The sequence below is a fragment of the Sporosarcina jeotgali genome, from assembly GCF_033304595.1.
GTDB lineage: Bacteria > Bacillota > Bacilli > Bacillales_A > Planococcaceae > Sporosarcina > Sporosarcina jeotgali.
The window spans coordinates 2883180-2900461 of record NZ_CP116341.1 but is presented as its reverse complement, the minus strand read 5'-3'; the positions used below and the strand labels follow the sequence as shown (position 1 = coordinate 2900461).

Here is a 17282-nt window from a genome sequence, read left to right as displayed (position 1 = left end):
ACAGCCACACCCTCTTTCCACATAATGATTTATACGACAATATGAAAAGCTGAGTGTTACGATCGACAGACATTGTTTCTGATTGGTCTAGCTCTACGCATCTCATCCGCGATGACGGCTTGAGCACCCGGCATCGAAACATTTTGCTGCGCATTCTTCGGATGAGATGCGCGCTTTTTTTATTTATAGAAATCTATTTAGGGTTTCTAGTTATCCATACATATGTTCACAAGAAAAGAGGCGGTCGTGTATGAAGGAAGTTTTGTCGTTGGACGGCGTATCATTTGCTTATGAAACAGAAGAAGATGTTTTCGTACAAGCCGTCCAAGACGTCTCCTTCACAGTCCGTGACGGAGAGTGGGTTTCGATTGTCGGACATAACGGTTCAGGCAAATCGACGCTTGCCAAACTGATGATCGGGCTGCTCTTTCCTGCTAATGGAATCGTAAATGTCTTTTTGGATCCATTGACGGAAGATAATCTATGGGATGTCCGTTCACAGCTTGGTGTTGTGTTTCAAAATCCGGATAATCAGTTTGTCGGTGCAACGGTGCAAGATGATGTTGCATTTGCCTTAGAGAACAATGGAGTCCCTTATGATGAAATGCAGACACGTGTAAAGCAGGCACTCTCTGATGTCGGGATGTCTTCCTATCACAGTCATGAACCCCATCATTTATCGGGAGGGCAAAAACAGCGTGTTGCTATTGCAGGGGCTCTAGCGATGAATCCAAAGATTTTAATATTAGACGAGGCGACATCGATGCTGGACCCCCAAGGCCGCAGTGAAGTTATTGAATTGATTACTTCGTTGCGACGTACTACTGGACTTACTGTCATTTCCATTACACATGACTTGGAAGAGGTGCTTCTAGCAGATCGTGTTTTCGTCATGAACCAGGGGAGGCTTGCTGCCTCTGGAACGCCGACTTCTATTTTTGAACAAGGAAGTAAACTTCAAGAGCATGGACTCGATTTGCCATTTGCCCTTCGTCTTTCACAGTTACTGAGGAATGCAGGATTGCCGTTAGCCGGCGACCATATGTCAGAAAAAGAGTTGGTGAACGAGTTATGGACATCTCATTTCAGCAAGTAAATTTTGCATATGCACCGAATACTCCTTTTGAAAAAAAGGCCTTGCATGATATCAATGTTTCGATTAAAACGGGTTCTTATACAGCGGTAATTGGTCATACCGGTTCAGGTAAATCCACATTGCTTTTGCACTTGAATGGGTTATTAAAACCAACTGAAGGCACGGTACGAATTGGTGACACGCTCATTACGTCTGAAACTAAAGGGAAAGCACTGCGAAATGTACGTCGTAATGTCGGGATTGTTTTTCAGTTTCCTGAGCATCAATTATTCGAGGAAACGGTGGAGAAAGATATTATGTTCGGTCCGTTGAACTTTGGCATCCCTGAAGACGAAGCTAGAAAACGTGCACACGAACTGATAGAAATGCTGGGCTTGCCGGCTGATGTAGCGAACAAATCACCGTTTGAACTATCTGGAGGTCAGATGAGACGGGTTGCGATTGCAGGTGTGCTTGCATTTAAACCATCCGTTTTAATTTTAGATGAACCGACCGCGGGCCTTGATCCTCAAGGACGCCGTGAAATTATGGAGCTTTTTGAGAGATTCCACAAAGAAGAGGGCCTGACAACGATTTTAGTGACCCACAGCATGGAAGACGCTGCACGCTATGCAGAGCATGTCATTGTGATGCATGAAGGCAGTGCGGTGCTTGCAGGGCCGCCTGAAGAGGTCTTGACGGATGCTGAGCAACTTTCAGCGTACCGCTTGGAATTACCTCGTTCTGTGCGATTCCAAAAGGACTTTGAACGATTGGTCCATCAACAGCTGCCGCAACCTGCTCTTACGGAAGAAAAGCTTGCTGAAATGATTGCAGCGCTTGCTAAAGAAGCGGGTGAGCCGAAATGATGGAGAAGATGATTTTTGGCCGCTACTTACCCGGAAATTCCATTACGCATCGTCTAGATCCGAGATCCAAGCTTATTTTCATATTTTTGTTCATCTTCGCAGTCTTTCTTGCGAATAATACGGTGACCTATGCGATTTTACTTGGATTTACAGTATTCGTTATTCTGTTGTCAAAAATCCGGATTCCTTTTTTGTTAGGCGGACTGAAACCGATCCTATTTCTCGTTGTCTTTACGCTGCTCATGCATTTATTTCTCACGCGTGAAGGGGTTGTCCTTTTCCACTGGAAGTTCATCACGATTTATGAAGAAGGATTGCGGCAAGGTATTTACATTTCGCTGCGATTCTTGATTTTAGTACTGATGACAACTGTACTTACATTGACGACTTCGCCTATATCGATTACAGATGGCGTGGAAACGCTGCTGAATCCGTTAAAACGATTTAAGCTCCCCGTGCATGAGCTTGCTATGATGATGTCAATTGCTTTGAGATTCATTCCTACATTAATGGATGAAACGGATAAAATCTTGAAAGCTCAACTCGCACGGGGTTCGGATATAAGTTCAGGAAGTATTCAACAACGTGTGAAAGCTGTGATCCCTTTACTCGTTCCATTGTTTGTCAGTGCGTTTAAACGAGCTGAAGATCTAGCGGTTGCGATGGAAGTTCGCGGTTATCGCGGCGGAGAGGGCCGGACACGGTTCCGGAAGCTGCAGTGGCGGACGAGCGACACAATGGTTCTTGTTTTGTTAGGCGTACTCTCAGCTGTCATGCTGTATTTCAGAGGGTAAAGGAGGACACATTAAATGCGTATTAAAGCTACCGTTTCGTATGACGGTACTCAATTTTCCGGTTATCAATCCCAACCTAAAATGCGCACCGTGCAGTCAGAGATCGACAAGGCACTTCGTAAGATGCATAAAGATGATTCAATTCATAGTGTAGCAAGCGGGAGAACCGATGCCGGGGTGCATGCATGGGGACAAGTAATCCATTTTGACACGCCGCTTAATCTGACAGAAGATAGCTGGCTAATGGCATTGAATGTATTGCTGCCTAAGGATATACGAATCCTTTCTGCACATCCGGTGAGTGAAGAATTCCATGCCCGTTATTCAGCAAAAGGGAAAACGTATCAATACCGCTGGACAAGGAAACCCATCCAAAGTCCATTTGAACGTAATTATTCGGTTCATTTAGGAAAATGGAATCCGGATCTTAAGCGGATGCAGGAAGGTGCAGTGCATCTGCTGGGTACACATGACTTCACCAGCTTTTGTTCATCTCAAACTGCAACATCCAACAAAGTACGGACGATTCGTATGCTTGAAATCGAAGAAAAAAACGATGACCTCATTCTGACCATCGAAGGGGATGGTTTTTTATATAACATGGTCCGTACGATTGCAGGTGTTCTTTATGCAGTCGGTATCGGTTGGGATGAGCCTTGCCAAGTTGCTGAAATTCTAGAAGCCCGAGATCGCAAACGAGCTGGAAAAACCGCGCCATCACACGGTTTGTATTTGATGAGTGTTACGTACGGAGAGTAAAGCAACTTTTCCAGGTGTTTTTATGAAAACTGCTTGACTTTCTCGATGATAACCGGTAAGATAATCTTTGGTATTTCAATAACCCCACAAAAAGCCCCGAAAGTTTATTTGTGTTTAGGGATAGAGAAAACGGAACAGACTGATATTCATTTAGGAGGATATGAAACTATGCGTACAACATTCATGGCTAAAGGCCACGAAGTAGAGCGAAAATGGCTCCTAGTAGACGCTGAAGGCCAAACGCTTGGACGTCTTGCTTCAGAAGTCGCTACATTGCTTCGCGGTAAACATAAACCGACATTCACACCAAACGTTGACACTGGTGACCACGTGATCATCATCAATGCTGAAAAAATTCAACTTACAGGTAACAAGTTGAAAGACAAGAAATATTACCGTCACTCTGGTTACACTGGTAGCCTTAAGTCTCGTACAGCGCTTGAAATGCGCACAAACTATTCAACGAAAATGCTTGAACTAGCTATCAAGGGAATGCTTCCAAAAGGTCCACTTGGTCGTCAAACAGCTAAAAAGCTTCACGTTTTCGCTGGAGCAGAGCACACTCATGCAGCACAAAAACCTGAAGCATTTGAGCTTCGCGGGTAATTAAGAGGAGGAAACACTTTTGGCACAAGTACAATATATCGGCACTGGCCGACGTAAAAGTTCAACAGCTCGTGTACGTTTAGTTCCTGGTGAAGGTAAAATCATCATCAACAAACGTGATGCAGAAGAATACGTACCATTCGAAACACTTCGCGAAATCATTAAGCAGCCACTTGTAACAACTGATACACTTGGAAGCTATGACATTCACGTAAACGTTAATGGCGGTGGATACACTGGCCAAGCAGGCGCAATCCGTCACGGCGTAGCTCGTGCATTGCTTACTGTAGACCCTGATTTCCGTCCAGCTCTAAAAGCTGCAGGACTTCTAACACGTGACCCACGTATGAAAGAACGTAAGAAGCCAGGTCTTCGCGGCGCACGTCGTGCACCACAGTTCTCGAAGCGTTAATCATCAACTATTCACAGTCCATTCCCTTACCGGAGTGGACTGTTTTTGTTTGGAGAAAATTAATCTTTGAAAATGATTCGGCTCTTTTCTCTATGAAGATTGAGCATTCTATGGGTGATTACTCTGGACATTTTTCTAAGGGACCCAGCAATGACTCAATCATGCAGTAGGAACTGTCAGAACAGACGGACCGGTACAATTGACCGGCTAAGCGGATAGGATCTCCAAAGAAATACCGCTCATATTGAGTTTGCCGGGTGCCGAAAGAACTCATTGTCAAATCCCATGCCAGTCTGAAGATTTTCACGCGGTCCTCTGCCGATTTAGTAGCGCTTTGCAAATACTGTGCTAAGTCCTGTTGAATGTCCGATTGGAACGCTTTTTCTGTAGGGATGGTGACCATTCCGCTGGCTCCTATTAACTGAATGATTTCGCTGAAACGCGGATAGACTGCCGGGTAGATGTTGCTCGCTACTTGAAGCGGGATTATACTGGGCCGCATATAGCCCCATTGATCGGGTTGTGCATCATGCTCGGATTTCTCCAATAACGCTTTTAACGTTTCTAAACTAATGATAATTTCCGAAACCTTACCTTGAATGTGCGAGTACTCGCCTATATTGATGGTTTCTACAAGTAGTTTCGCAACACTTAGCATGAATTCAGTTTTGACTACTTGACGCGTAATCACTTGATGGAGCGTGAATGGATGGAACGAACTTATAGAGAAAAATTGAGAAGCTGCTTCTGGGTTTTGATAAAAAAATACCCGATCCCATGGCACGAGTACGTTATCGAACACGACAATGGAGTCCATCTCTTCAAACCGTGAGCTTAGGGGGTAGTCAAAGGTGGAAGCCCCGTTTGTAAAGGATTCTCTGCATATGAAACGTACCCCTTCTGTATCTGAAGGAAGAGTGAATGCAAAGGCTTCATCCGGATCGGGAAGCAGCTTTGGCGCACTGAACACAAGGATTTCATCTGTCAGTCCGCCTTGTGTCGCAAGCAATTTCGCCCCTTTAATAACGAGCCCTTCTGTTGTCGTTTTAACGATTTTCGCAGAGATCGGCTCTTCAGAAGACTCGAGGTAGAATTTTGCACGGTTGACTTGGGGAGTGATAAAGGTGTGAGTAAAGGTTAAGTCTTGTTCTCTTGCGCGTTCATATGCAGATTGAATATTCTCAGGGAAGCAATTTTCCTTTCCCTCTAGAAATGATGCAGAGCTTGCAAAACTCATAAGTGCTGTATTTAAATAGTCCGGGCTTCTGCCCATCAGTCCGCAAGTCTGGCGTGCCCACTTGTCAATCATCGTTCTCCGCTTTGTTAAGTCCGCTTTTGTTGTCGGCTGTAAAAATGAAATCCCTATTTTTTCACGGGATACGGGAGAACGGTATGTCATTTCAGCACTATTTTCGGGCAGCGTCTGATAGTCGTACAAGGCCGCTTTTGTTTTTAACAGCCCCTTAAATTCTTGACATTTGGATAGAGGCCCTTCCAACTGACGGCCATCCAACCATATTTCCGGTTTCAACTGATCAATACGGCTAATGAATTCCTGACCGTTTTTAGCTCCCATAGAACTCCTCCTACATTTGCTGTTTTGTATAGTCTATTAATCGCCCATCAAATGTGTTTGCCTAGAAAAAGTTTGTCAGGCAGAATGATGAATTCAGAAAGCCTTCTAGTTCATTTATCTATATAGGTGAAATCTTCAAGTTGAAAGTAATCTTCTATCTTATTAACACGGCATCGGATTGCTTGAAACTGCGTTTTCATATACGTTATGCTATTGCAATGCAGGTGAATGAAAGAGAGGTAAAAATTATAAATGGACATTTTCGGTTTGCATTTTGATATTGAAGTTGAGAAAATAATTAAGCTGGTTTTAAGACTGCTCACGTTGATTGTTGCTTTTTCAATTTTCCTTCCATTAGGAAAGAAAATGATCAGTGCGACGATCCATAAGATGTCCCTGACTAGAAAAACAAAACCGGGACGTATTAAGACACTGGACAAATTACTTCTGAATATTTTTTCGTATGTAATGATTTTCATATTCATCGGTACACTGCTGTCGCTATTCGGTGTCAGCATTGGTCCGCTCATTGCAGGTGCTGGTGTTGTCGGCCTTGCCATCGGATTTGGGGCTCAGGGCCTTGTAAGTGATGTTGTAACCGGGTTTTTCATTCTCCTTGAGCAGCAGATGGAAGTGGATGACTATGTAACGGTAGCAGGTATTGACGGAGTCGTAGAAGAAATCGGGCTGCGCACGACGAAAGTACGGGCGTTTGATGGTACGCTCAATTACTTGCCGAACCGGATTATTGAAAATGTAGCGAACCATACACGCGGCAATATGCGTGCCCTTGTCGATATCGGGATCAGTTACTATAATGACGTGGACCAGGCCATTCATGTGTTGGAAAGGGTATGCGAAGACTTTCAGCAAGACGAACGATTTAAAGACGGTCCGAATGCGATTGGTGTCCAAAACATCGACGGTACAAATGTTGTGCTCCGCATAATTGGGCAAGTGGAAAATGGCCTTCAGTGGGAATGTGAACGGGATATCCGTAAAGCCGTCAAGGTCGCGTTCGATGATGCAAATATTGAGCTTCCTCTGAATTATCAAGTCATCCATCAACCTGAGCAAATAGGCGAAAGCAATGGACGTAAGTGAGTTAGACGTATATGATACCCTTAGAAAGCCAAGCGTACAGGAGGCGTACAAGATGAAAGAAATTACTGCTAGTGAATTGGAAAAACGGTTGGATGAAGGTCAGCACGTCAACATGATTGACGTTCGGGAAGACGATGAAATTGCGACAGGTAAAGTTATCGGTGCAATCCACATTCCACTTGGGGAAATACCAGCCCGTCTAGACGAGCTTGATAAAACCAAGCCTTATACGCTCATTTGCCGATCAGGAGGCCGGAGCGGCCGAGCAGCTGAGTTTTTAGAAGAAGAAGGTTATGATGTAACCAATATGACCGGCGGCATGCTGAGCTGGCAGGGACCCATCGAATAATTGAATGCTAAAGACGTCTTCCGCTTAGGGAAGGCGTCTTTTTTATGCTTGGTCATATTCAAAACTGTCTCCGCGTATAGTGGATGAAAAAGGCGGTGTCATATGAAGAAGCGTGTAATGATTATTACCTTATTACTAGTGTGTTCTTTAAGTGTTGTCTGGTATGGAGTGAATGCTTCGGATCGAGCATTTTTCATGCCGGCTGAGCTCGCGGGGGTTAAAGTGCTGCTGGATGCAGGCCATGGAGGAGAAGATGGCGGCGCCTCTACGGATGAGCTTATTGAAAGTGACGTCAATCTTGCTATTACAAAAGAAGTGGAAAAGAAGCTGAAACAAAAAGGCGCTACCGTTGTCATGACGCGCACAAAACCTGGAGATGCAATGGCTGAACATGCGCCAGACAAGGAATTTTCATCGATGCGTGAACGGAAGTTTGAAGATTTGAAGATGCGTGTTCAAATTGCAGAAAACGAAGAGCCTGATTTGTTCTTAAGTGTCCACGTGAATGCAATACCGCAGACGCAATGGAGGGGTGCCCAAGTGTTTTATCACCCAGAAGGTCATGAAGGCGGGGAAGCGCTCGCAAAATCGATTCAGGGTGCGTTTAAAGACCAGCTAAAGAATACTGACCGTGAAGCCATGAAGATTAAAGGAATATATTTATTGAAAAATATCCAAGTTCCTTCTGTAATTGTAGAAACAGGGTTCATCTCCAATCCCGAGGAACACAAATTGCTGGCGGATCCGAAATATCGCAAGAAGGTGGCAGATGCAATTGTTGAAGGAGTAGTAAGACACCAGCTTATGGAACAAAAGTGATAAGCGCATCCCCTTACGCAAAAGGTGTACTATGCTATACTTGGAGGTGAATTTACTAAACCTCTAAGGAGTGTTCCGTTGTGATGAATGAAGAAACAGTACGCGAATTACTAGGCGGTATGAGCGATCCATTTTTACATAAAACATTAGCAGAGACAGATGGGATCGTCGGCATTACCATCAAGCCTGAAAAAGCGCATGTAAGCGTGAAAATAGCGATCGCTAAAGTGAACACAGCTGAACAAATGACACTTCAAACCAAGATCGTTGAAGTGCTGAAGGCTGCGGGTGCTGATTCAGTCGGCATTCGATTTGAAGAATTGCCGCAAGAGACATTGGAGAAATTCCGTGGAACTGCAACAGCTGCAGAAGCACAAGATTTACTTTCTCCAATTAATGACGTGACGTTCATCTCTGTTGCGTCCGGTAAAGGCGGAGTCGGAAAGTCGACAGTTTCCGTTAACTTGGCAGTGGGTCTGGCGCGTCTTGGTAAAAAAGTCGGTCTGATCGACTCAGATATTTACGGCTTCAGCGTTCCAGATATGATGGGAGTTACAGAATCACCTGTAATCCGCGGGGATCGGATAATTCCAGTTGAGCGCAAAGGCGTTAAAGTCATTTCAATGGGCTTCTTCGTTGAAGACAACGCACCTGTTGTCTGGCGCGGACCGATGCTCGGTAAAGTGCTCGATCAGTTTTTCAGAGACGTCGAGTGGGGCGATCTGGATTATATGATTCTTGACCTTCCGCCGGGTACAGGCGATGTGGCGCTCGATATTCATCAGATGATTCCAGCTTCTAAAGAGATCGTTGTGACGACACCGCACCCAACAGCTGCATTTGTAGCGGCTCGTGCAGGTGCAATGGCATTGCAAACAGATCACGCGTTGCTCGGAGTTATTGAAAACATGTCTTGGTTTGAGTCTAAACAAACGGGCGAGAAAGAATTTGTTTTCGGTTCTGGCGGTGGAAAGCGGCTTGCAGAAGAACTTCGCACAGAATTACTCGGACAAATTCCACTAGGCCAGCCGGATTGGGATGAAGAGGACTTCGCGCCTTCTGTATATGCAGAGGATCACCCGATCGGAAAAATTTACTTGGAAATCGCCCAAAACGTTGTGGATAAAATCCAGAAATAAGAAAAAGCGGAGTGGGGTTATTTGCCCCCTCCGCTTTCTTCTTTTTCATCGTCCTTCTTCTTTTTCTTATCATCTTTTTCAACAGGCTTCACTTCACCCGCTTGCAAAATAAGTTCTTGCCACTTTGCTTGGAGCAGTGGGCTGCTAATCGTTTCTTCAATCGCTTTTTCGAATTCTTTCTTCAAAGAACCCGAGTGTAAGATGTTTTCTAACTGTTTTTGCATATCTGGCGTCCCAAAAAATTCTTCAAGCTCTTTTTGGAATGAGGCGTCATTCATCAAAGCTTTCATAATTTCTTTTTGCTGATCCTTCATACTCGTTGCAATCGTTTTTTGGAACTTCGGATCATCGAACGTTTCTTTCCAGAAGTCTTTCCCCTCTTTTGAAAGCAGCGTCGATTCAATAGCGGAAGTTACTTCAGGCTGTTCGAGGACAAGCTGTTTACGAAATTCTTCTTCTGTCAGCAGCTGTCTGATTGCCTTTTTTCCTTCCTCCGTTTGTATTGCATCAGTCATCATCTTTTTTGTTTCATCGTAAGAAGGAGCTGCATTTGGTCCGTTGCTGCATGCAGATAAGACGAATAGGACAGGGAGCAGATACATCGCTAATTTTTTCATGAATTTGGAATCCCTCCACTGGCTTTTCAATTATTGTTCACAACTTTGCGCGGATTATGCAAAGACTGTTGAATGAAATAGATTTTTCGATAAATGGCTGTTACACTAGAAGCAGTAATTAAAACGGAGGAACTCTGCTGTGACTATACGAAATTGGATGAAATTTTTCATACGCGCTCTGCTTTTAGGCGGGGCCATTACTGGAATTGTCGGACTGATTGTTCGTTGGAACTTTTTTTACTCGTACTTATCAACAGGAGAATATTTTCAGTTTTTAGGTGCTTTTTTATGGATGGTATTCCTAGGATTTACGATGAGTGTAATCGCACAAATGGGATTCTTCGCGTATTTGACCATTCATCAGTTCGGAGTCAATTTGTTTAGAACGTTGACACTCTGGAATTGGATACAGTTGCTGTTAATTGTCGTTGTTCTTTTTGACCTCGTATTCTTCAGGTTCCGCCTGACCTCTGAGGATACAGGACGGACTGTTCTCTATATGGTGCTGCTTGCAATACTAGTTGGTACCGCAGCAGTAACGGCTTGGTTCAAAGCGCAGTGGACAAAAAAACATATTTTAATCTCAGCATTGTTTTTCATGATTGTCATTACAACAATTGAATGGCTGCCGGCTTTGATGGTCCGTAATGGAGATGTCGACACGTGGGTGACAATTATGTTATTCCCGCTTATTGCAGTGAATTCTTATCAACTGCTCGCCTTGCCGAAGTACAATCGGAAGTCAGATGAGGACAAGGTAAAATTAGATGCACGAAAAGCAGAGCGCAGAAAGCAAAAAGCTGCGAATGCAAAATAACAAAAGACGCACACTAGCGAAAATCGTTAGTTGTGCGTTTTTTGTTATTCAGGAATTTTTTTGGTTTTAACGTCTGTCGCGAATAATACATCTTCTACGGATTGGAATTCACGGCTGGCTCGTAAGCGATCGATATCATCCAAGGTAGTTTTTCCCTTTCGTTCCAGGGAAACGGTCAAAATTTCACCTCTCTTATGAGGCGGCAGCTTCCCGCCTTTCCAGCGTAAAGTGGAACCAAGGGCATTTATTTCATACTTCCATAAGGTCTCTTGGAGTTTTTTTGGAAAAGTTTCATCGCTTGTACGGAACCAAAGAGGTTTTTTCTTGAATAAAAGTGTGAAATCTTCTAGCTGCTTCGTGAAGAGTTCAGCATCTTTTTCATAGGCGGCGCCTTCATTTCCTAAAAGAGCAACCGGGATATTCTTTTTTTGAATGAGCTCAGCTGAGTCAGGAAAGCGTTTTGCCCATGCGGTATCCACCAGTAACAAAGGGTAAGGTGCTTCAATTTCTGCAATCCAATCTTCAAGAGCAGTATCACCAAACGAAATATCCAAAGTCAGTGCTGAACCGGAAGTGCCCCTGACCACCACATCAGGTTCTTGTGTCAGTTTGAACACGCTTAAGATTTTAGGAGCTGTAATGGAAGATGGCCATAATACGAGAATTAGCGTGCAGATGATGAGAATCGAACCGATTTTTTTTAGCACAAAAAGCTCCTTTCAAACATGTTTACTGTACTTTATGATGAAGGCTTGACCATTATGCGCACCCCATGCTATTATGTAAAAGTCGTCAACAGACGAAAGAACATCTTTATGAAAACTATTGCTATCTTTTAAAGTTATGGTATAATTTTTGATGTTCGATAAAAGCAAATACTAGTATTCCGCAGTAGCTCAGTGGTAGAGCAATCGGCTGTTAACCGATCGGTCGTAGGTTCGAGTCCTACCTGCGGAGCCATTTTCCATGCCTATGCTTCCATAGCTCAGTAGGTAGAGTGCTTCCATGGTAAGGAAGAGGTCACCGGTTCGAATCCGGTTGGAAGCTCCAGTAAGCTGTGCTGAACAGCAGGCGACAGTTTAGCAGTTATAAATGGCCCCTTGGTCAAGCGGTTAAGACACCGCCCTTTCACGGCGGTAACACGGGTTCGAATCCCGTAGGGGTCACCATGTTTGTTCCAGTAATACATAGTCGATAAGCGATGTCGCCATGCACGCTTATCAATCATAAACCAATGGTGGGGTAGCGAAGTGGCTAAACGCGGCGGACTGTAAATCCGCTCCCTCCGGGTTCGGCGGTTCGAATCCGTCCCCCACCACCATTTTTTATGTATAGATTTTTATAATAGTGGTTAGTATAATTAGTAGGACTCCGGCGCAGAGATGAGCCGATTTTTTTAATTACTGGGGTATAGCCAAGCGGTAAGGCAACGGACTTTGACTCCGTCACTCGTTGGTTCGAATCCAGCTACCCCAGCCAATTTTTCAAACTTTGTTTGAAAAATTTGCGAGAAATACCGCAAGGTATTTGGAGCAATACCATGCAAGAAAAGAAAACACTGCTTGGAAATGCAAGCTTGAAACCTGCTACTATTAAAAACATCTAACCTAAAAAACTTTCAATCGAATAATCCGAAAAAATGCTTTAATAAATACGTAAAAGAATGAACCGATAACTTTATATAGAACCTTCTTGATCCTTCCCTGAATTAGGGAAAGGGTTTTTTTGTTTGTATGCAGTAGCAGAATGCCCGGGCAGACCCGGGATGAAAGAGGTGACCTATGACGAACCATCGAGATATGATTCATAACCTAGCGAATCGTCAACAGCACTTAGAAGTCTCTCAGTTATTGAACGACATTGTTTTTGCGATTGATAATTCTGCTATTGTGGCAGTTACCGATAAAACCGGGAAAATTACGTATGCAAATGAGTTTTTCTCCGACCTCTCCAAGTACTCTCAAGAGGAGCTTATCGGTGCAAACCAGCGAATTGTCAATTCAGGCGTTCATCCAAAAACATTTTTTAAAGAAATGTGGAAAACGATTGGCAAGGGACAGATTTGGCGGGGTGAAATCTGCAATCGTGCTAAGGACGGTTCCCTTTATTGGGTGGATACAACGATTGTTCCGTTCTTAAATGACAAAGGAATTCCGGAACAATATATTTCCATCCGACACAACTTAACTGAAAAGAAGAACATCGAAGCATCCTTGCGAAAGCAGGCGGAATTGTATCGGCTCATTACGGAAAACTCGGGTGACTACATAGCCGTGGCGGATGCTGAAGGCATCGTCCACTACCAATCACCTTCGGTAGAAAAGCTGATGGGCGGACCAAGTCCAAACGTTTTGGATGCCATGACAGATGAAGACCAAGTGAAGATGAAAGAGGCTCTTCGACTCGTCAATCAGACGGATGAACACGAAGTATCTGTGGAATTCAGTTTAAAAGTGAACCAAAATTGTGTGCTGCAGATGAGCGGTAGCATCTCTCGAATTACGACAGAGGGCGAATTTGCAGGGTACAGTGTTTTAGTTATGCAGGATAACACTGCTGCGAAAGAGCAAGAACAACTCATTATGGATTTGTCATCTATTGATCAGCTGACGGGCTTACTCAATCGAAGAGCATTTTTAAAAAAGCTGTTTGTTGAAATCGATCGTGCGAAAAATACGGATGAATTATTAGGGTTAGTGCACCTCAACATTGACAAGCTGCGCTATGCCAATGAAACGTTTGGTCATGATCGCGGCGATGAAATCCTAGGAAAGATTGCTGAGCGCCTTACTGAGTATCTAGATGGAAAGATATGCGGAAGAATCGCTGGAGATGAGTTTGCTTTTGTAATAAAGAGCGGACAGTCAGCAGATGAACTATTCGAATGTACGTGCGCACTGCAAAAAATAATCGAAACACCTATTGAAGTGGGCGGACAATTGTATAATCCTTCCGTCAGCTGCGGACTGTCTGTATATCCGCTCCATGCTACTGAAGTGCCTGGCTGGATCACAACAACAGAGCAGGCGATGCAGTACGTGAAAAAACAAGGCGGTTCAGGAAGCGCTATTTTTGTTCCGGATATGTACTCTAAATCACTGGATAGAATAATTTTGGAAAATGAGCTTCGCAAAAGCGTCAAAGAAGGTCATTTCTTATTGGAGTATCAGCCAAAAGTGAATTTAGCGAAAGAAGAAATCGTCGGGTTTGAAGCATTAGTAAGATGGCAGCACCCGGATCTAGGAAGAATACCTCCTGACAAATTCATAGCTCTTGCAGAAGAGACGAAAATTATCATTCCTTTAGGTGAATGGATTTTAGAAGAGGCATTTAAAAAGGCAAAGCAGCTTCAGGCTATACGAGTGTTGCCGACAACAATCGCAGTAAACCTCTCAGCGGTCCAGTTAGAGAGTCCTGATCTCATTCCGTTTGTTCAATCTCTTATAGACAAGACAAGAATCGATCCTGCAACCATTGAAATGGAAGTGACAGAGAGTGCTTTTGCGGATCGGTTAGAGATGAGTGCTGCACTAATCAGGCTGCGGGATCTTGGATTTGTTGTATCGATTGATGACTTTGGGACAGGATTCAGTTCGTTCAGCTATATAAAAGAATTCCCTGCAGAAACACTGAAAATTGATATGTCGTTTGTCCGGGATATTGAAACAAGTGAAAATAGTCGAGCTATCATTAAAGCAATCGTTACAATGGCGGACATTGCGGGCATGAATGTGATAGCAGAAGGAATTGAAAATGCTGAGCAGGCTGAAATCGTTAAACGGTTAGGGTGCAGAGAAGGACAAGGCTATTATTACAGCCGGCCGATCCCGGCAACTGACATTCCAGAACTGATTGAAAAGTTTACGGGAACACGAAGACAGGGTGAATAAATATTCAGTATATTGCTGAGTTGAGCCATTAGTTTAAAGCGGATACAATAGGAATGTAGAAATTGAAAACATCAGGGGGAAAAAGATATGGAGAAGAATTTAAATATTTCATTAGTAGGGGTTCCGCTTGACTATGGACAGAGCCGCAGAGGCGTTGATATGGGGCCAAGTGCAATCCGCTATGCAGGTGCGGTAGCTCGTCTCGAAGCAATTGGCCACCAAGTAACGGATACGGGTGATATTGCTGTTCCAACGGGGGAACGGGTTGGACAAGACCAAGAAGGTTTGAAAAACTTAGATGAAGTTACGAACGCATGCACAGATCTTGCTGAACGTGTGGCTTCGTTAACAAAAGCTGAAGAGTTTCCGCTTGTTTTCGGCGGTGATCATAGTATGGCTATCGGTACACTCGCAGGGCTTTCGGAGAAATACGATAATCTAGGTGTCATCTGGTATGATGCACACGCAGATATCAATACAGAGGCAACTTCTCCTTCGGGCAATATTCACGGGATGCCGCTTGCAGTCAGTCTTGGAATGGGACACGAGCAGTTAGTCAACATTTACAAAGACGGTAAAAAAATTAAACCCGAAAATGTTGTGATTATCGGAGCGCGTTCTGTCGATCCAGGGGAACGTGAATTGATTAAAGAATTGGGGATTAAAGTATTCACGATGCATGAAATCGACCGCGATGGAATGACGTCTGTCATGAACCAGGCAATTGAATACTTAACAGCTAAAAATATTGACGGCCTGCATTTGTCATTGGACTTAGACGGCTTAGACCCGCTCTATACGCCGGGAGTTGGGACACCGGTTCCAGGTGGAATCAGTTACCGCGAAAGTCATTTAGCGATGGAAATGCTTCAAGATTCCGGTTTGCTTACTTCTGCGGAGTTTGTAGAGGTGAATCCAATTCTGGACGATAAGAATGGAACAGCTGACGTAGCAGTCGGTCTGATTGGTTCATTATTCGGCGAAAAACTACTGTGATAGGGAATAATCGAAGTGTTTGAAACGAATATATTGTAAGGAAAAAGAGGCATGCATCCCGTTGCATGCCTCTTTTTTAAATGTATTTTTAAAAGTAGGGCAATATTTTCAGTAATTTGGTAAAATGAATTTATATTTAATGAAACCTGTAGACCCCTTCATCCGTATAGAAGGGACAGCCGCAGCAGAAGCGGAGGATGAGAGTCTTTGGATGAATTGATTAATAAACGAATAAATGAAGTGCTGAAAGGGAATCAAGATTCTTTTGAGGAGATTGTAATACTGTTCCAGCACCGCTTATATCATGTCTGTTACCGAATGCTCGGCAGTCGGGAGGAGGCGCAAGATATCGCGCAAGAAGCTTTCGTAAGAGCGTATTCAAATTTGCATACGTTTGACCAGAAGCGTAAGTTCTCAACTTGGATTTTTCGAATTGCAACGAACTTATGTATTGACAGGATCCGGAAAAAGAAACCAGACTATTCCTTGGATGCGCAAGTTCCTGGTACGGAAGGGCTCGACATGTACTCACAAATTGCAGCTGCTGAAGATTTGCCTGAAGAGGAAGTCGAACGCATGGAGACGCAAGAACGTGTTCAATACGAAATCGGACGTCTGCCAGAAAAGTACCGTTCCGTAATCACATTAAGGTATATGGAAGAACTGCCACTCCAAGAGATTGCCGACATATTAGATCTTCCGCTTGGCACCGTTAAAACACGTGTGCATCGAGGGCGGGATGCTTTACGAAAACAGATAGGTACTATGTAGGAGGGGTAAGGATGACTAACTGTCCAATTGAAGTTGTCCAATATATGCACGAATACCTGGATGGAGAAATCTCTCCTGACGAAGAACAGGTATTGAACGAGCATCTAGAATCATGTGGGGAATGTCAAAAGCTATTCGATGAATTAAGTGATGCGGTCGCGCTTCTCGAACATGCAGAACCCATGCAGGCACCTGATGGTTTTGCAGAAGGAGTAATGGCACGTTTGCCGCAAAGCATACAGCAAAAAAAGAAAAAAGGTGTAAATCGCTGGTTACGCAAACATCCGTTATTGTCTGCAGCAGCGCTATTTCTCATTTTGATGAGTGCGGCACTTTTTTCAAGTTACAATACAAACGAACAATTTTCAGTGACCATGCAGCCGAACCTTATCATTGAAGGCGATACAGTTGTTGTCCCAGCTGGTGAAGTGATTAAGGGAGACCTCGTTGTGAAGAACGGAGATCTGCGTATCGAAGGACAGGTGGATGGGAACGTAACCGTTATCCGAGGAGAAAAGTACATGGCTTCTACAGCGGTAGTAACGGGGAATATTGAGGAAATTGATGAGCTGTTCGACTGGATGTGGTATAAGATTAAAACCGCATTTAAAGGACTCACCCCTGATAAAACTGAAAAAGAAGAGTCTGAGTAAGCGACGCGCATATGGCGATCGCTTTTTCAGCTGTTA

18 protein-coding genes and 5 tRNA genes are annotated in these 17282 nt (G+C 43.9%); 20 read left to right on the top strand and 3 right to left on the bottom strand.

Annotation, left to right across the window (positions count from 1 at the left end; translation table 11 throughout):
- The first annotated feature begins 250 nt into the window (after positions 1-250).
- The 6 genes from PGH26_RS14625 to rpsI all read left to right on the top strand — a co-directional run bounded on the left by PGH26_RS14625 (position 251) and on the right by rpsI (position 4515).
- A complete protein-coding gene (locus PGH26_RS14625) occupies positions 251-1096 on the top strand; it encodes an energy-coupling factor ABC transporter ATP-binding protein (protein ID WP_323691764.1) in 846 nt (281 codons plus the stop codon).
- Complete coding sequence (locus tag PGH26_RS14620) at positions 1072-1944, top strand: energy-coupling factor ABC transporter ATP-binding protein (RefSeq protein ID WP_323691763.1); 873 nt, start codon at positions 1072-1074, stop codon at positions 1942-1944. The genes PGH26_RS14625 and PGH26_RS14620 overlap by 25 nt, the downstream gene beginning before the upstream one ends.
- Positions 1941-2738 carry an energy-coupling factor transporter transmembrane component T family protein gene (locus tag PGH26_RS14615; protein WP_323691762.1) on the top strand — a complete coding sequence of 266 codons (798 nt, stop codon included), beginning with the start codon at positions 1941-1943 and terminating at the stop codon, positions 2736-2738. The genes PGH26_RS14620 and PGH26_RS14615 overlap by 4 nt, the downstream gene beginning before the upstream one ends.
- Before the next feature lie 15 nt (positions 2739-2753).
- A complete protein-coding gene (truA, locus tag PGH26_RS14610) occupies positions 2754-3497 on the top strand; it encodes a tRNA pseudouridine(38-40) synthase TruA (RefSeq protein WP_323691761.1) in 744 nt (247 codons plus the stop codon).
- 168 nt (positions 3498-3665) lie between these two features.
- A complete protein-coding gene (gene rplM / locus PGH26_RS14605) occupies positions 3666-4103 on the top strand; it encodes a 50S ribosomal protein L13 (RefSeq protein WP_025783833.1) in 438 nt (145 codons plus the stop codon).
- A 19-nt stretch (positions 4104-4122) separates the two neighbouring features.
- Positions 4123-4515, top strand: a complete 393-nt coding sequence (gene rpsI, locus PGH26_RS14600) for a 30S ribosomal protein S9 (protein ID WP_116018306.1) — start codon at positions 4123-4125, stop codon at positions 4513-4515.
- Between the two features lie 118 nt (positions 4516-4633).
- Here rpsI and hpaB read toward each other — a convergent pair whose 3' ends face one another.
- Complete coding sequence (gene hpaB / locus PGH26_RS14595; protein WP_323691760.1) at positions 4634-6091, bottom strand: 4-hydroxyphenylacetate 3-monooxygenase, oxygenase component; 1458 nt, start codon at positions 6089-6091, stop codon at positions 4634-4636.
- A 252-nt stretch (positions 6092-6343) separates the two neighbouring features.
- Here hpaB and PGH26_RS14590 point away from each other — a divergent pair, with 252 nt between their 5' ends.
- From PGH26_RS14590 to PGH26_RS14575, 4 genes are all read left to right on the top strand, one after another.
- Entirely contained in the window at positions 6344-7195 is an 852-nt protein-coding gene (locus PGH26_RS14590) for a mechanosensitive ion channel family protein (protein WP_323691759.1), read from the top strand.
- 52 nt (positions 7196-7247) lie between these two features.
- Positions 7248-7544, top strand: a complete 297-nt coding sequence (locus tag PGH26_RS14585; RefSeq protein WP_323691758.1) for a rhodanese-like domain-containing protein — start codon at positions 7248-7250, stop codon at positions 7542-7544.
- A 102-nt stretch (positions 7545-7646) separates the two neighbouring features.
- Positions 7647-8363 carry an N-acetylmuramoyl-L-alanine amidase gene (locus PGH26_RS14580; protein ID WP_323691757.1) on the top strand — a complete coding sequence of 239 codons (717 nt, stop codon included), beginning with the start codon at positions 7647-7649 and terminating at the stop codon, positions 8361-8363.
- Between the two features lie 83 nt (positions 8364-8446).
- Entirely contained in the window at positions 8447-9502 is a 1056-nt protein-coding gene (locus tag PGH26_RS14575; protein ID WP_431312550.1) for an Mrp/NBP35 family ATP-binding protein, read from the top strand.
- Between the two features lie 17 nt (positions 9503-9519).
- On the opposite strand, the gene gerD is transcribed toward PGH26_RS14575, so the two are convergent.
- The gene (gene gerD / locus PGH26_RS14570) at positions 9520-10119 is read right to left on the bottom strand and encodes a spore germination lipoprotein GerD (RefSeq protein WP_323691755.1); all 600 of its coding nucleotides are present in this window, start codon (positions 10117-10119) and stop codon (positions 9520-9522) included.
- Positions 10120-10258: 139 nt separating this feature from the next.
- Here gerD and PGH26_RS14565 point away from each other — a divergent pair, with 139 nt between their 5' ends.
- A complete protein-coding gene (locus PGH26_RS14565) occupies positions 10259-10936 on the top strand; it encodes a KinB-signaling pathway activation protein (protein ID WP_323691754.1) in 678 nt (225 codons plus the stop codon).
- 44 nt (positions 10937-10980) lie between these two features.
- On the opposite strand, the gene PGH26_RS14560 is transcribed toward PGH26_RS14565, so the two are convergent.
- Positions 10981-11553, bottom strand: coding sequence for a hypothetical protein (locus PGH26_RS14560; RefSeq protein WP_323691753.1), 573 nt, complete (start codon positions 11551-11553; stop codon positions 10981-10983).
- A 268-nt stretch (positions 11554-11821) separates the two neighbouring features.
- On the opposite strand from PGH26_RS14560, the gene PGH26_RS14555 reads away from it, so the two are divergent.
- From PGH26_RS14555 to PGH26_RS14515, 9 genes are all read left to right on the top strand, one after another.
- Positions 11822-11896 (top strand) — tRNA-Asn (locus PGH26_RS14555).
- 14 nt (positions 11897-11910) lie between these two features.
- Positions 11911-11986, top strand: a tRNA-Thr gene (locus PGH26_RS14550).
- A 44-nt stretch (positions 11987-12030) separates the two neighbouring features.
- Positions 12031-12105, top strand: a tRNA-Glu gene (locus PGH26_RS14545).
- A gap of 67 nt (positions 12106-12172) precedes the next feature.
- Positions 12173-12257 (top strand) — tRNA-Tyr (locus PGH26_RS14540).
- An 83-nt stretch (positions 12258-12340) separates the two neighbouring features.
- A tRNA-Gln gene (locus PGH26_RS14535) sits at positions 12341-12415 on the top strand.
- 302 nt (positions 12416-12717) lie between these two features.
- Positions 12718-14826, top strand: a complete 2109-nt coding sequence (locus PGH26_RS14530) for a sensor domain-containing protein (RefSeq protein ID WP_323691752.1) — start codon at positions 12718-12720, stop codon at positions 14824-14826.
- 87 nt (positions 14827-14913) lie between these two features.
- Positions 14914-15822 (top strand): arginase, encoded by a 909-nt coding sequence (rocF, locus tag PGH26_RS14525; RefSeq protein ID WP_323691751.1) that lies wholly within the window; start codon positions 14914-14916, stop codon positions 15820-15822.
- 207 nt (positions 15823-16029) lie between these two features.
- Complete coding sequence (sigW, locus tag PGH26_RS14520) at positions 16030-16593, top strand: RNA polymerase sigma factor SigW (protein ID WP_323691750.1); 564 nt, start codon at positions 16030-16032, stop codon at positions 16591-16593.
- Positions 16594-16604: 11 nt separating this feature from the next.
- The gene (locus PGH26_RS14515) at positions 16605-17246 is read left to right on the top strand and encodes an anti-sigma factor family protein (RefSeq protein WP_323691749.1); all 642 of its coding nucleotides are present in this window, start codon (positions 16605-16607) and stop codon (positions 17244-17246) included.
- Positions 17247-17282: the final 36 nt, after the last annotated feature.